The following is a 12,258-nucleotide window of genomic DNA, read 5'->3' as shown; positions in this document are numbered from 1 at the left end:
TTCGGACGGGGCCCTTCGCGGTGCCCCGGGGCTGGATAGGGTGGACCTCGTTGAGACTCTCGTCCCGTAGTGCGGGACGTCTGACCCTGGAGCGGCTTATGAGCGCTGTGATCCCCGCTGGAGGCGACACCGCGGCGGGCCGCTCCTGGCCCCTGCTGTTGAACGGTCTGCTGGAGGGCCGGGACCTGACCGCCGACGACACCGCGTGGGCGATGGACCTGATCATGCGCGGCGAGGCGACGGACGCGCAGATCGCCGGGTTCGTGGTGGCGCTGCGGGCCAAGGGCGAGACCGTCGAGGAGATCGCCGGATTCGTCCGGGCGATGTACGAGCACGCGAACGTGATCGAGGTGCCGGGCCCGGCCGTCGACATCGTCGGCACGGGCGGCGACGGGGCGAAGACCGTCAACATCTCCACGATGTCGGCGATCGTCATCGCCGGCACCGGCGCGAAGGTCGTCAAGCACGGCAACCGCGCGGCGTCCTCGGCCTCCGGGGCGTCGGACGTGCTGGAGAAGCTCGGCGTCAATCTGGAGCTGCCGACGCACCGGGTGGCCCAGGTCGCCGAGGACGCCGGGATCACCTTCTGCTTCGCGGCGAAGTTCCACCCGGCGATGCGGCACGCGGGCGCGGCGCGCGGCCAGTTGGGCATCCGCACGATCTTCAACGTCCTCGGACCCCTGACGAACCCCGCGAAGGTACGGGCCCAGGCCGTCGGCGTCGCGGACCCGCGCATGGCGCCGGTCGTCGCGGGCGTCTTCGCCGAGCGCGGCCACTCGTCCCTGGTCTTCCGCGGCGACGACGGCCTCGACGAACTGACCACCACCTCCACGTCCCGGGTGTGGATCGTCCGGGACGGCAAGGTGACCGAGGAGGCCTTCGACCCGCGCGACGTGGGCCTCGAACTCGTCCCCGTGGAGGCCCTGCGCGGCGCGGACGCCTCCTACAACGCGGAGGTCGCCCGCCGCCTGCTGGACGGCGAGACGGGCCCGGTGCGCGACGCGGTCCTGCTGAACTCGGCGGCGGCCCTGGTGGCCCTCGATCCCGCCCCGGGGCCGCTGGCCGAGCAGATCCGTGCCGGCATGGCGAAGGCAGCCGAATCGATCGACTCCGGGGCCGCCAAGCGGACCCTGGAGCGGTGGGTGGCGGCGAGCAACGCGTAGGGCGTGTCCGACGCCGGGTGTCCCGCAATCCGGACGCGGGTTGCGGGACCTCGATCATTCTCGTAGTTTTCTTTCCAGGTCATGAGTGACAGTCATGAGGCCCCGGCCGACTGTCCGGCAACCCTCCGTCCGTGGCGGGGTGCCCCGGGTGAAGACCAGGCCGCAGGCAGCGAGGTCTGTGGCAAGCGCGTGACGAGGAGTCTCTCGTGAACCAGCGAATGCGATAGGGCCGCAGAGCCCCGCCTCCGCACCCCCTCTTTCCTTCACCCCCGCTTGAGCCACGTCCTCGCGGGCGGATCACACCTGCCTTCACGGGAGTTCCGTCATGTCTGTCTCCACCCTTGCCACCGCCCCGTCCGTGTGTGCCCCGCTGCCCGTTCTGGGCCGGGACGTCACCGTTCCGCTCGTGACCGGTGGTGAGGTCACCTACGCCGCGCTCGACTACGCCGCCAGCGCCCCGGCGCTCCAGCGGGTCTGGGACGACGTCGCCGCCTACGCGCCGTACTACGGCAGCGTCCACCGCGGTGCCGGGTACCTGTCCCAGCTGTCGACCGACCTGTTCGAGAACGCCCGCCGGACGGTCGCGGAGTTCCTCGACTGCCGCGGCGGCGACCAGGTCGTCTTCACCCGGTCCACCACCGACTCCCTCAACCTCCTCGCCGCCGCCCTCCCGGCCGGCTGCCAGGTGTTCGTCTTCGAGACCGAGCACCACGCCGCCCTGCTGCCCTGGCGCGACGCCCGCGTCACCGTCCTCGACGCCCCGCGCGGCCCCCGCCAGGCCGTCGAGACCCTGGAGCGCGCCCTCGCCGAGCGGGACCCCCACGGTCCGGCCCTCGTCTGCGTCACCGGCGCCTCGAACGTCACCGGCGAGTTGTGGCCCGTACGGGAGCTCGCGGCGGCCGCGCACGCCCAGGGCGCCCGGATCGTGCTCGACGCCGCCCAGCTGGCCCCGCACCACCCCGTGTCCGTCAAGGACCTCGATGTCGACTGGGTCGCCTTCTCCGGGCACAAGCTGTACGCGCCCTTCGGAACCGGCGTGCTGGCCGGGCGTGCCGACTGGCTGCGCGCGGCCGAGCCGTACCTCGCGGGCGGTGGCGCCAGCCGCAAGGTCACCCGGCGCACGGACGGGGGAGTGGACGTTCAGTGGCACGACAGCGCCGCCCGTCACGAGGCCGGCTCGCCCAACGTCATCGGCGCCTACGCCGTCGCCTCCGCCTGCAAGGCGCTGACGGAGGCCGGCTTCGACACGCTCGTCGCCCGCGAGCAGTATCTGGTCGCCAAGGTGCGGGAGGGGCTCGCCGACGTCCCCCAGGTGCGGTTCCTGTCCCTCTTCGGGGACGACGCCCCGCGCGTCGGTGTGCTCTCCTTCGTCGTCGAGGGCTGGAACAGCTCGCACTTCGCCGCCGCGCTCTCCGCCGAGTACGGCATCGGCGTCCGGGACGGGCTCTTCTGCGCCCACCCGCTGGTGCGCACCCTGCTCGGCAGCGACCCGCAGACCCAGGGCGAGTGCGGCGCACCGGAGGCGGCGCCCGGCGAGAAGTCCCTCAACGCCATCCGGGTGAGCTTCGGCGCGGGCACGCCGGACGAGCACGTGGAGCGGTTCGTGCGGGCCGTGAAGGAGCTCGTGACGGACGGGGCGCGGTGGAACTACCGCACCCAGGACGGGCGTTGCGTGCCGGACACCTCCGCCTCGACGGCCGCGGCGGGTACGTCCGTCTGAGCGGCCGCGCCGGGAAGCACCGGCAGCCGGGTGCCGAGGACGATCATCCGCAGCGCCCGCTCGGTGGCGTCCGTGAGCAGTTCGCTCGCCCGGACCAGGGCCTCCGCCAGGGCCATCGGTGCCGGCAGGATGCCGCTGAACGCGTCCACGCCGGGCACCTCGTGCGCGCCCTCGCCGAGCGTGCCCGCCAGGGCCAGGACCGGGCGGCCGTGGAGCTTGGCCCGGCGGGCCACCTCGGCCGGGACCTTGCCGCGCGGCGTCTGGTGGTCCAGGGCGCCCTCGGCGGTGATCACCAGATCCGCGGCGGCGAGGCGGGCGTCCAGGTCGAGGTGGTCCAGCAGCACGTCGAAGCGGGGCAGGAGACGGGCGCCGAGGGCGGCGAGGCCGGCACCCAGGCCGCCCGAGGCCCCGGTTCCGGGACCGTACCGGAGGTTGGTGTCCGGGACGGCGACGTCGCGGGTGAGGACGAAGGCCCAGTTCTCCAGTCCGGCCGACAGCTGCTCGACCTGCTCGGGCGTCGCGCCCTTCTGCGGGCCGAAGACCCGGGCCACGCCCCGTTCGCCGCACAGCACGTTGTACGGGTTGCAGGCGACGAGCAGCTCCACGTCCGCCAGGCGGGTGTCCAGGCCCCGCGGGTCGATACGGTGCAGCCGGATCAACTCCCGCCCGCCAATCGGGAGTTCCTCACCCCGCTCGTCCAGCAGCCGGGCCCCGAGCGCCTGGAGCGCGCCCGCGCCGCCATCGGAGGTGCCCGAGTCGCCGCAGCCGACGAGGATCCGCCGGACACCCCGGTCGAGCGCGGAGCGGATCAGCTCGCCGACGCCGTACGTGGTGGTGGCGCCCGGGTCGCGCAGATCGCGCGGGACGAGGGAGAGGCCCGCGACCGCCGCCATCTCCACGACGGCCGTGTCCCCGGAGCCCAGCAGGGCGAAGTGGGCACCGATGGTCTCCCCGACCGGGCCGGTGGCGGGCACGGTGACGAGCCGGCCCCCGGTCGCGGCGGCCAGGGCGACGGCCGTGCCCTCGCCGCCGTCCACCAGCGGGACGAGGTCGAGCTCGGCGTCGGGCAGGACACGGCGCACACCGGCGGCGATGGCGTCGGCGGCGGCCTCCGCGGACAGGGACTCCTTGAAGCCGCTGGGGGCTACTACGACACGGTTCAGCATGAGGTGCTCCTTAGCGGGTGACGGAGACGCCGAGCAGCGGCCAGACCGCGACGGCGAAGAGCAGCACGAGCGCGGCGGTCAACGGGGCCAGGAAGGCGGACAGCCGCAGCAGGTCGCGCGGGGTGTAGGTGGGGGTGCCGGGGATCTGCGCGAAGAGCGTGACCGGCTTGGCGGAGGCGGGCAGCGTGTGACAGAAGCCGGCGGCGGCGGTGGAGGCGAGCGCGGCGGCGACCGGGTTGACGCCGACGCCGACGGAGGCGGCCACGACGAGCGGGACCAGGACGGAGGAGCGGGCGGAGCGGGACTGGAGGACCAGGTGGGCCGCCGTGCTGATGACGATCACTATCGCCAGGAACACCACCGGGGGTTCGTTCGTCGGCAGGCCGGAGACCAGCCACTTCGCCGCTCCGGAGTCGGCGAGCGCGACGCCCATCGCCATAGTCGCCGCCATGAACAGGAGCAGCGACCAGGGGACGGTCTTCAGCGCGTCCTTCAGGCGTACGGTGCCGAGTGCGGGAGAGGCGGCCACGACCGCGCCGATCAGTGCCACGATCGCGGGCGGCAGGTGGTGCAGCGGCTCGCTGCACCACAGCAGCACGACCGTGGCGAGCAGCAGGGCGCAGCGCTTCTCGGACTGCGTCCAGGGGCCGGTGACCGCCTGTTCGCTGTGCTCCTGGATCTGCTGGGCAGTGATGTGGACGGGTCCGCGCCGGTCCTCGCGTCGCGTCATCGTCAGCAGCACCAGCTCGGCGGCCAGGTGGGACGACACCACGGCCAGCGGAAGGCCCAGCAGCAGCCACTCCGTGAAGCCGATGTGCTGCCCGGTCGCCTCGAACAGCACCGACACGGTGATCAGATGCGCGCCGGCACCGATCAAAGTCGCTACTGCCGACAGCAGGATCACGGTCGGGAACAGCAGCGCCAGCATCACGACCAGTCGCTTACGGTCGGCCAGGACCTTGGCGAGGGCCATGAACACCGGCAGCGCCAGCGCGGCCCGGCCGGAGGTGGCGGGCACCGCGAACGCCGTGACGACCAGGGCCGCCGTCGTCAGGTGCACGAGTTGCCGCACGGTGCGGGCTCCGCTGACGAGGAAGACCGCCGCACGGCCTGCGAGCCCGGTCCGCGACACCGCCGCCGCCAGGACGAACGCGCAGATCAGCAGCCACACGGTGTCGTCGCCGAGAGTGCCGAACAGGGTGTCGTTGCTGATCACACCGGTCACCGTGAGCGCCAGTGCGGCGCCCAGCGCGATGTACGTGTCGTCTATCGACGTTCCGATCCACGCACAGGTCGCCAGGACGAACACGGCGAGGGTGAAGCGGGCGTCACCGCCGAGTCCCGGGAAGTTCCCCGGGACGGCCAGCAGAGCGCACAGCGACAGTGCCACGCACAGGGCAGTGAGAGCTCGTAGGTTCCATGTCACGTCATCGAGGGTTCATCCGGGCGGTGAGCCGTCGATGAGCCGAACATGAAAGGAACTTCACCCGGTGGGAAGCCGGTACCCCATCCCGCGCACGGTCTCCACCCGCTCCGCGCCGAGCTTCTTGCGCAGTGTGCGGACATAGACGTCCACGATGTTGGAACCGGGGTCGAAGTCGTAGCCCCACACGTGGGAGAGGATCTGCTCGCGGGACAGCACCTGCCCCGGGTGCCGCAGGAACAGCTCCAGCAGGACGAACTCACGGGCCGTCAGGTCGACGGTCTGCTCCCTGGACCTGGCGCGCCGGGTGCGCAGGTCCAGGCTCAGTGAACCGGCTCTGAGCACGGTCACCTCCGGCGCCCGGGCCGCCGTACGCAGCCTGAGGCGGACCCGGGCGAGCAGTTCCTCGAAGCGGAACGGCTTGGTCATCCAGTCGTCGGCGCCGCCCTCCAGGCCGGCCACCGCGTCCCGTACGGAGTCGCGCGCGGTCAGCACGATCACCGGGGTGGTCACCCGTGCCTCGCGCAGTTCGCGCAGGATCGTGAAGCCGTCGCGGCCGGGCAGGTTGATGTCCAGGACGACGAGGTCGAAGCCGCCGGTCAGGGCGTACTCGTAGCCGGCGTCGCCGTCGGTGACGACGGTCGTGGTGAGTCCGTTCGAGCGCAGGCCCTTCTCGACGAAGGAGGCGATGCGCTCCTCGTCCTCGACGATGAGTATGCGGGTCACGTGTGATGGCCTTCCGGTGCCTGTGATGCGTGCAGAACGAGGGTGAAGGTGGCGCCGCCGCCGGGGGTGTCGGACAGCCGGACGTGGCCGTTGTGCCCCTCGGCGATGGCCTTGACGATGGCCAGCCCGAGTCCGGCGCCGGAGCCGCGTGCGCCTCGCCGGGCGGTGCCTCGCCGGAAGCGTTCGAAGATGACCTCGGCGTCCTGCGGCTGGACACCGGTGCCCGAGTCGGCGACGTACAGCTCGACGTGCGGGCCGGCAGTCCGGGAGCCGATGCGGACGGTCTGGCCGGGCATGGTGTGCTGCACGGCGTTCTGCGCGAGCTGCACCATGGCCTGGGTGATCCGCTGGAAGTCCAGTTCGGCCTCCACGTCGGCGACCTCGGCCAGCCGCCAGTCGCGCTCGCCCAGGGTGCGGGCCTTGACGAAGACGTCGGCGGTGAGTTCGGCCACCTGAGCCGGCTCGGGGACGACGAAGTCGGGACGTTCGGTCTTGGCCAGGACCAGCAGGTCCTCGACGATGCGGCTCATCCGGTCCAGTTCGTCGGTGACCAGCCGGACCGTCTCGTCGCGTTCGGCCGGGTCGTCGCCCATGACCTCCAGATGACCCCGCACGATGGTGATCGGGGTGCGCAGCTCGTGGCCCGCGTCGTCGACGAATTCGCGCTGTGCGGCGAAGGCCCGGTCCAGACGGTCGAGCATGCCGTTGAAGGTCTCGGCGAGAGCCGCTATGTCGTCGTTGCCGTGCACCGGGATCCTGAGGGTGAGGTCCTGCTCGGTGATCTCCGCAGCCGCGGTGCGCACCAGCCGCACCGGCCTGAGGATGCGTCCGGCGACCACCCAGGCGATGCCGGTGGTGAGCAGCAGGGCGACGCCGGAGATGATCAGCAGGGTGCGGAACACCTTGTTCACCCGCTGCCGCTCGGGCTCCGGGTGGATGGCCACGACGAACGCGGCGTCCGGCTCCGCACCCGCTCGGGCCACCGTGACCTTGGCCCACCGGACGTCGCCCTGCGGCCGCTGGATGGTGCCGGAGGACTCCGGCGAGTCGAAGATGCGGCGTTTGGCATCGGCGTCCTGGTGGAGGGGCAGCCCCGCGTGGATGGCGCCCTGCTGCCGGATCTGGCCCAGGTCACCGTCCGGCCGGCGGACCAGACCGATCAGTTCCTCGTCGGCGTCGGGGTTCTGTTGCTGGAGGAAGACCGTCAGCAGGCGGGGCGCGGTGGTGAACGGACGGTTCGTCTCGGGGTCCCTGCCCCGCTCCTCGAAGCCGGCGAACTCGTCGGCCTCCTGAGAGAGCAGACGGTTGATCCGGTTGTCGACGTCCCGCATCAGGAACGACCGGGTGGTCGTGGTGACCTCGATCAGCGCCACCGCCATGACGAGCAGCAACCACAGCAGGATGCGGACCCGGGCGGTGATCCGCCGGCGGGCCGGGTCAGTTGGTGTCGTCGCGTCCGTCGTCGGGCCCGTCGTCTCCGCCACCCTGACCGTGGTCGTCGTCATCGTCATCCATCGTGGGGCTGTCGGTCACCGGCTGCCGCGGCACGACCTCGTCGTCCGGAGAGGGATCGGGTGTGGGCTTGGTGGTCGGTGTGGGCTTGGGCTTGGGCTTGGGGGAGTCGCTGTCCAGCACCACCTTTGAGGGGACCTTCGGAGACTCCGGGCGGTCGGAGAGCGCGAAACTGGTCGCGGCGATGCCCAGCGGGATCAGAACGACGGCGGACAGGGCCGCCATACGACGAGTGAAAGCCATGCGCCCGATGATTCGCCGGGAACACGGTGAGAAGGATGAGGGCCGGATGAAGAACTCTTCATCCCGGAGCGGTCCTCAGTTGTCCAGCCCGATGGAGAACGCCGCCTCCAGATCGTGCTGCGAGTACGTGCGGAACGCCACGTGCGTGTCGGTCCCCTCCACCCCGGGGATCTTGCTGATCCGGCCGGGGATGACCTCCGCCAGGTCCTCGTGCTGCTTCACCCGGACCATCGCGATGAGGTCGTAGGTGCCGGTGACGGAGAAGACCTCGCTGACGCTGTCCAGCGCGGCGATCGACTCCGCGATCTCGGGGATCCGGTCCACGCTGGTCTTGATGAGGACGATCGCGGTGATCACGGCTGGTTCTCTCCCTCGGGGGCCGGAGCAGGGGCCTTCACTCTAGTAGGGCTGGTCGGACGGCCGTAGCGGACCAAGGCGTAGCCGAAGCCGAGGCCGAAGCCCACCAGGTGGGCGAGGTAGGCCACGCCCGGCCTGTCCGACGCCCGCCCCGCCGCCAGCCACTGCAGCGCCGCCCAGAACGGCAGCACGACCCAGGCCGGAAAGCGCACCGGCAGGAAGAAGAGGAACGGCAGGAGACTGGTCACCCTGGCCCGGGGGAACAGGTAGAGAAACGCACCGAGGACCGCCGAGATCGCCCCCGAGGCGCCCACCAGGGACTGCTCGGAGTCCGCGTTGGCGGCGGCGTAGCCCAGCAGGGCGAGATAGCCGCAGCCGACGTAGAACAGGATGAACTGCATCCGGCCCATCCGTTCCTCGGTCATCGCCCCGAAGACGTAGAGGAAGAGCATGTTGCCGAGCAGGTGTACCCAGCTGCCGTGGACGAAGAGGGCCGTCGCCGGGGTGAGGGCCGATCCGGCGGAGCCCTCGAACAGTTCTGCGGGGATCACGCCCCAGCGCCGGAAATAGGCGCGTTGCGCGGCGAGCAGGTCGTCGCCCGTGCCGTACGCAGGGCTGAGTCCGGAGGCGGGGCCGGCGAGGAAGACCGCGCAGCACAGGGCGATCAGTGAGTACGTCACCGGCGCCGACGACCCCCGGACCGATCTGCCGGCCCGGACGATCGACGCACTCCACTTCCTGATCATGAACACAGAGCATGACGTAACCGGACGCAACCGCACAGACCGCCTCGCCGTCGTGGACGCGCGGGCGGCGAGGACCTGCCAGGCCGTAGGGTTACGAGCCACACGCACCGGGGAAGCCGGTGGCGTCACGGACACTAGAAGGAAAGAGAACAGGCCACGATGACGGTTCCCCTGCCGACCGCCTCGACGCGGTGGCGCTGCGCCCTCTGCGGCAACCTCACGAGGTTCGACGTGACCCGCTCGTCGAAGGTCGTCGAGTACGTCCACCTCGACCTGGCCGGAGAGCCGAAGGTCGAGGAGCGCGAGGTGCTCAGTGAGACCATCGAGTCGGTGCGCTGCCGCTGGTGCAACGCGGTGGACCAGGTGGAACTCGTGGACAGGCCGGGTGCCGGCTCCTGAGGGGAGCGGCCCCCGCACAGCATTGGGGTGTGACGGATGGTGGAGACCACGGGCGGGGGGCCGGGCGACGGCGCCGCCGAGGTGCTCGACCGTCCGCTGCCCGACGGCGTGCGCCGCAGGGTCGTGCAGATCGTCTCGGACGGCTTCGGCTCCCTGACGGTCGGCGAGCTGCCCGCGCAGCTACGGCAGTACGCCCGGTTCGCGCCGAACCGCCGGGCGAAGTTCGCCGGCAACGCCATGGCCGCGGCGCTGGAGACCGACCCGCTGTTCCGGCAGCGTATCGGGGAGAAGCTCAGAGAGACCCAGCCGGAACTCACCGGCGCCCTCGACTCAGGCTCCCCGCCCCCGGCCGCGGACCCGCTCGACGTGGCGGCCGCGGCCTACGTACTGCGGCCCCTCGGCTGGGTGAAGCTCGTGACCGCCGCCGGCGAGGAGGCCCAGCGGGCCGACGCCGAGCGGGCCGACGAGGAGAACCGGGCCGAGCTGGAGCGGCTGCGCGCCGAGCTGGCCCGGGCCCGCGACCACACCAGGGTCGAGACGGAGCGGCTGCGCACGGAGCTGGAATCGGCCAAGAAGGAAGCCGAGTCGCTGCACCGCAAGCTCCGCGCCGCCCTCAGTGACGTCAAGCGCGGCGAGGCCGCTCTGCGCAAGGCGCACGGCGAGATCGAGGCCGTCCGTACCGAGGGGCACGCCCAGGTGTCCGCCGCCGAGAGCGAGACCCGGCGGCTCAAGGCGCGGCTGGGGGAGACCGAGGCCGCCCTGGAGGCGGCGCGCCGGGCGGCGCGCGAGGGCCGCAGCGTCGAGGACATGCGGGTGCGGCTGCTGCTGGACACCCTGCTGGACGCCACTCAGGGGCTCCGGCGCGAGCTGGCCCTGCCGCCGGTGTCGGTGCGGCCCGCCGAGACGGTGGACGCCGTCGAGCCGGGCCGGATGAGCCCCAAGGACATCGCCGCCCGCGCCCTGTCGGAGAACGACCCGCAGGTCCTCGACCAGTTGCTGGCGCTGCCGCAGGCCCATCTGGTCGTCGACGGCTACAACGTCACCAAGACCGGCTATCCGCAGATGCCGCTGGAGAAGCAGCGTCTGCGGCTGCTGGGGCAGCTCTCGCAACTGGCGGCGCAGAGCGGCGCCGAGGTGACGTGCGTCTTCGACGGGGCCGAACTGGCCGCGCCGGTACTGCTCGCGCCACCGCGCGGGGTACGGGTGCTGTTCTCGAAGCCGGGCGTCACCGCGGACGAGCTGATCCGCCAGCTGGTGCGCGCCGAACCACCCGGCCGGCCGGTCATCGTGGCCTCCACCGACCGCGAGGTCGCCGACGGCGTCGCCCGCGCGGGTGCCCGTCCCGTGGCCTCGGCGATGCTGCTGAAGCGCCTTTCGCGAGGCTAGCAACCATACGGGCGATGCGTAACATCCGGGCCTGATGCCCGAATTGATGAGACATGTGTGCCACGGTGAGTCAACTGTGCCTCACTGCCTGTGGGTCCAGGGGAAAAGTTGGCCTACTGTGACGCGATTTTTCATCTGAGGATTTGAACTGATCACAGGAAGGTCACTAGGGTCAGGCCCCGAACCTCCGCTCGGGTGATCGCTCACTGGGAGCGACGGCGGAGGGGCCGAGAAGGAGCTTGTCACCCGTGGCGTCCCACCGTCGTCCCAAGCAGCCGAGCCGCGCACGTGTGACCGTGTTGACCACAGCCGCCGCCGCTGCCGTCGCCTTCAGCTCGCAGGCCGCCAACGCCGCCCCCAGCGAGAAGCCGAGCAAGGACGAGGTCAAGGCCAAGGTAGACAAGCTCTACGAAGAGGCTGAGCAGGCCACCGAGAAGTACAACGGGGCCAAGGAGAAGCAGGAGAAGCTCCAGAAGGAGATCTCCACCATCCAGGACAACGTCGCCCGCGGCCAGGAGGAGCTCAACGAGCTGCGCGACAGCCTGGGCCTCGCGGCCGCGTCGCAGTACCGGACCGGCTCCATCGACCCCTCCGTGCAGCTCTTCCTCTCCGCCGACCCGGACGACTACCTCGACAAGGCCTCCACGCTCGACCAGTTGAGCAGCCAGCAGGTCGAGGCGCTGAAGAAGGTCCAGGAGAAGCAGCGCGAACTCGCCCAGGAGCGCGCCGAGGCCTCCGAGAAGCTCAAGGACCTCGCCTCCACCCGCACCGAACTCGGCAAGAAGAAGAAGGAAGTCCAGGGCAAGCTCGCCTCCGCGCAGAAGCTGCTCAACAGCCTCTCCGCCGCCGAGAAGGCCAAGCTCGCCGAGGAGCAGAACCGCGCCAGCCGGGCCAGCGAGCGCGACGCCCTCACCGCCGACGTCCCGCCCGGCTCGGGCCGGGCCGCCGCGGCCTTCGCCTTCGCCCAGAGCCAGCTCGGCAAGCCGTACGTCTACGGCGCCACCGGCATGAGCTCCTACGACTGCTCCGGCCTCACCTCCCGGGCGTACGCCGCGGCCGGCGTGCAGATCCCGCGCACCTCCGAGGCGCAGACCGGAGCCGGCACCAAGATCTACTCGGTCAGCCAGCTCAAGGTCGGCGACCTGGTCTTCTTCTTCAACGACCTGCACCACGTCGGCCTCTACGCCGGCAACGGACAGATCATCCACGCCCCGCGCACCGGCACGGTCGTCCGCTACGAGTCGATGGACACCATCGGCGGCCCGTTCATGTTCGGCGTCCGCGTCTGACGTTCGGCACGACGACCCCGGCCGGCCCCCGGCGTCTTCAAGATCAGGACATCGTTCCGCCGTTCGGGCGAATCGCGCCAGCTTCGACTGAGCCCACGCCCCGCCAGTGACCTGCGTCAGTGGCGGGG

The 12,258-nt window shown here is 71.3% G+C and carries 12 protein-coding genes and 1 riboswitch; of the genes, 5 read left to right on the top strand and 7 right to left on the bottom strand.

What is annotated here, in order from left to right:
- Positions 1–98 precede the first annotated feature (98 nt).
- Both trpD and HDA41_RS10845 read left to right on the top strand, forming a co-directional pair.
- A complete protein-coding gene (gene trpD / locus HDA41_RS10850; RefSeq protein ID WP_184982930.1) occupies positions 99–1,163 on the top strand; it encodes an anthranilate phosphoribosyltransferase in 1,065 nt (354 codons plus the stop codon).
- 77 nt (positions 1,164–1,240) lie between these two features.
- Positions 1,241–1,357, top strand: a riboswitch (SAM riboswitch).
- A 131-nt stretch (positions 1,358–1,488) separates the two neighbouring features.
- Positions 1,489–2,883, top strand: coding sequence for an aminotransferase class V-fold PLP-dependent enzyme (locus HDA41_RS10845; protein WP_184982929.1), 1,395 nt, complete (start codon positions 1,489–1,491; stop codon positions 2,881–2,883).
- Here the strand turns inward: HDA41_RS10845 and HDA41_RS10840 are convergent.
- The 7 genes from HDA41_RS10840 to HDA41_RS10810 all read right to left on the bottom strand — a co-directional run bounded on the left by HDA41_RS10840 (position 2,811) and on the right by HDA41_RS10810 (position 9,056).
- Positions 2,811–4,049: a glycerate kinase family protein gene (locus HDA41_RS10840; RefSeq protein WP_184982928.1), complete on the bottom strand. Its 1,239-nt coding sequence runs from the start codon at positions 4,047–4,049 to the stop codon at positions 2,811–2,813. The two genes, HDA41_RS10845 and HDA41_RS10840, sit on opposite strands and share 73 nt — an antisense overlap.
- A gap of 10 nt (positions 4,050–4,059) precedes the next feature.
- Entirely contained in the window at positions 4,060–5,475 is a 1,416-nt protein-coding gene (locus HDA41_RS10835) for an SLC13 family permease (RefSeq protein ID WP_184982927.1), read from the bottom strand.
- A gap of 57 nt (positions 5,476–5,532) precedes the next feature.
- The gene (locus HDA41_RS10830) at positions 5,533–6,198 is read right to left on the bottom strand and encodes a response regulator transcription factor (RefSeq protein ID WP_184982926.1); all 666 of its coding nucleotides are present in this window, start codon (positions 6,196–6,198) and stop codon (positions 5,533–5,535) included.
- Positions 6,195–7,703, bottom strand: coding sequence for a sensor histidine kinase (locus HDA41_RS10825; RefSeq protein WP_184982925.1), 1,509 nt, complete (start codon positions 7,701–7,703; stop codon positions 6,195–6,197). Before HDA41_RS10825 ends, HDA41_RS10830 begins: the two co-directional genes overlap by 4 nt.
- Entirely contained in the window at positions 7,636–7,953 is a 318-nt protein-coding gene (locus HDA41_RS10820) for a small secreted hydrophilic protein (protein WP_184982923.1), read from the bottom strand. The genes HDA41_RS10825 and HDA41_RS10820 overlap by 68 nt, the downstream gene beginning before the upstream one ends.
- Positions 7,954–8,028: 75 nt before the next feature.
- Positions 8,029–8,310 (bottom strand): Lrp/AsnC family transcriptional regulator, encoded by a 282-nt coding sequence (locus tag HDA41_RS10815; RefSeq protein WP_097216160.1) that lies wholly within the window; start codon positions 8,308–8,310, stop codon positions 8,029–8,031.
- Complete coding sequence (locus HDA41_RS10810; RefSeq protein ID WP_184982921.1) at positions 8,307–9,056, bottom strand: rhomboid family intramembrane serine protease; 750 nt, start codon at positions 9,054–9,056, stop codon at positions 8,307–8,309. The genes HDA41_RS10815 and HDA41_RS10810 overlap by 4 nt, the downstream gene beginning before the upstream one ends.
- Before the next feature lie 159 nt (positions 9,057–9,215).
- Here HDA41_RS10810 and HDA41_RS10805 point away from each other — a divergent pair, with 159 nt between their 5' ends.
- The 3 genes from HDA41_RS10805 to HDA41_RS10795 all read left to right on the top strand — a co-directional run bounded on the left by HDA41_RS10805 (position 9,216) and on the right by HDA41_RS10795 (position 12,130).
- Positions 9,216–9,455 carry a hypothetical protein gene (locus HDA41_RS10805; protein WP_020272953.1) on the top strand — a complete coding sequence of 80 codons (240 nt, stop codon included), beginning with the start codon at positions 9,216–9,218 and terminating at the stop codon, positions 9,453–9,455.
- A gap of 36 nt (positions 9,456–9,491) precedes the next feature.
- Entirely contained in the window at positions 9,492–10,841 is a 1,350-nt protein-coding gene (locus HDA41_RS10800) for an NYN domain-containing protein (protein ID WP_184982919.1), read from the top strand.
- A gap of 248 nt (positions 10,842–11,089) precedes the next feature.
- The gene (locus HDA41_RS10795; RefSeq protein WP_059416328.1) at positions 11,090–12,130 is read left to right on the top strand and encodes a C40 family peptidase; all 1,041 of its coding nucleotides are present in this window, start codon (positions 11,090–11,092) and stop codon (positions 12,128–12,130) included.
- Positions 12,131–12,258 lie beyond the last annotated feature (128 nt).

This window comes from Streptomyces caelestis (assembly GCF_014205255.1).
In the GTDB taxonomy this organism is placed as follows: Bacteria; Actinomycetota; Actinomycetes; order Streptomycetales; family Streptomycetaceae; genus Streptomyces; species Streptomyces caelestis.
This window is presented reverse-complemented; position numbering and strand designations above follow the sequence as displayed.

Bases quoted from the DNA above. Each gene is read 5' to 3' on its own strand.
- HDA41_RS10805 (WP_020272953.1), top strand. From the start codon at position 9,216: ATGACGGTTCCCCTGCCGACCGCCTCGACGCGGTGGCGCTGCGCCCTC.
- trpD (WP_184982930.1), top strand. From the start codon at position 99: ATGAGCGCTGTGATCCCCGCTGGAGGCGACACCGCGGCGGGCCGCTCC.
- HDA41_RS10800 (WP_184982919.1), top strand. From the start codon at position 9,492: ATGGTGGAGACCACGGGCGGGGGGCCGGGCGACGGCGCCGCCGAGGTG.
- HDA41_RS10810 (WP_184982921.1), bottom strand. From the start codon at position 9,056: ATGATCAGGAAGTGGAGTGCGTCGATCGTCCGGGCCGGCAGATCGGTC.
- HDA41_RS10825 (WP_184982925.1), bottom strand. From the start codon at position 7,703: ATGACGACGACCACGGTCAGGGTGGCGGAGACGACGGGCCCGACGACG.
- HDA41_RS10845 (WP_184982929.1), top strand. From the start codon at position 1,489: ATGTCTGTCTCCACCCTTGCCACCGCCCCGTCCGTGTGTGCCCCGCTG.
- HDA41_RS10820 (WP_184982923.1), bottom strand. From the start codon at position 7,953: ATGGCTTTCACTCGTCGTATGGCGGCCCTGTCCGCCGTCGTTCTGATC.
- HDA41_RS10840 (WP_184982928.1), bottom strand. From the start codon at position 4,049: ATGCTGAACCGTGTCGTAGTAGCCCCCAGCGGCTTCAAGGAGTCCCTG.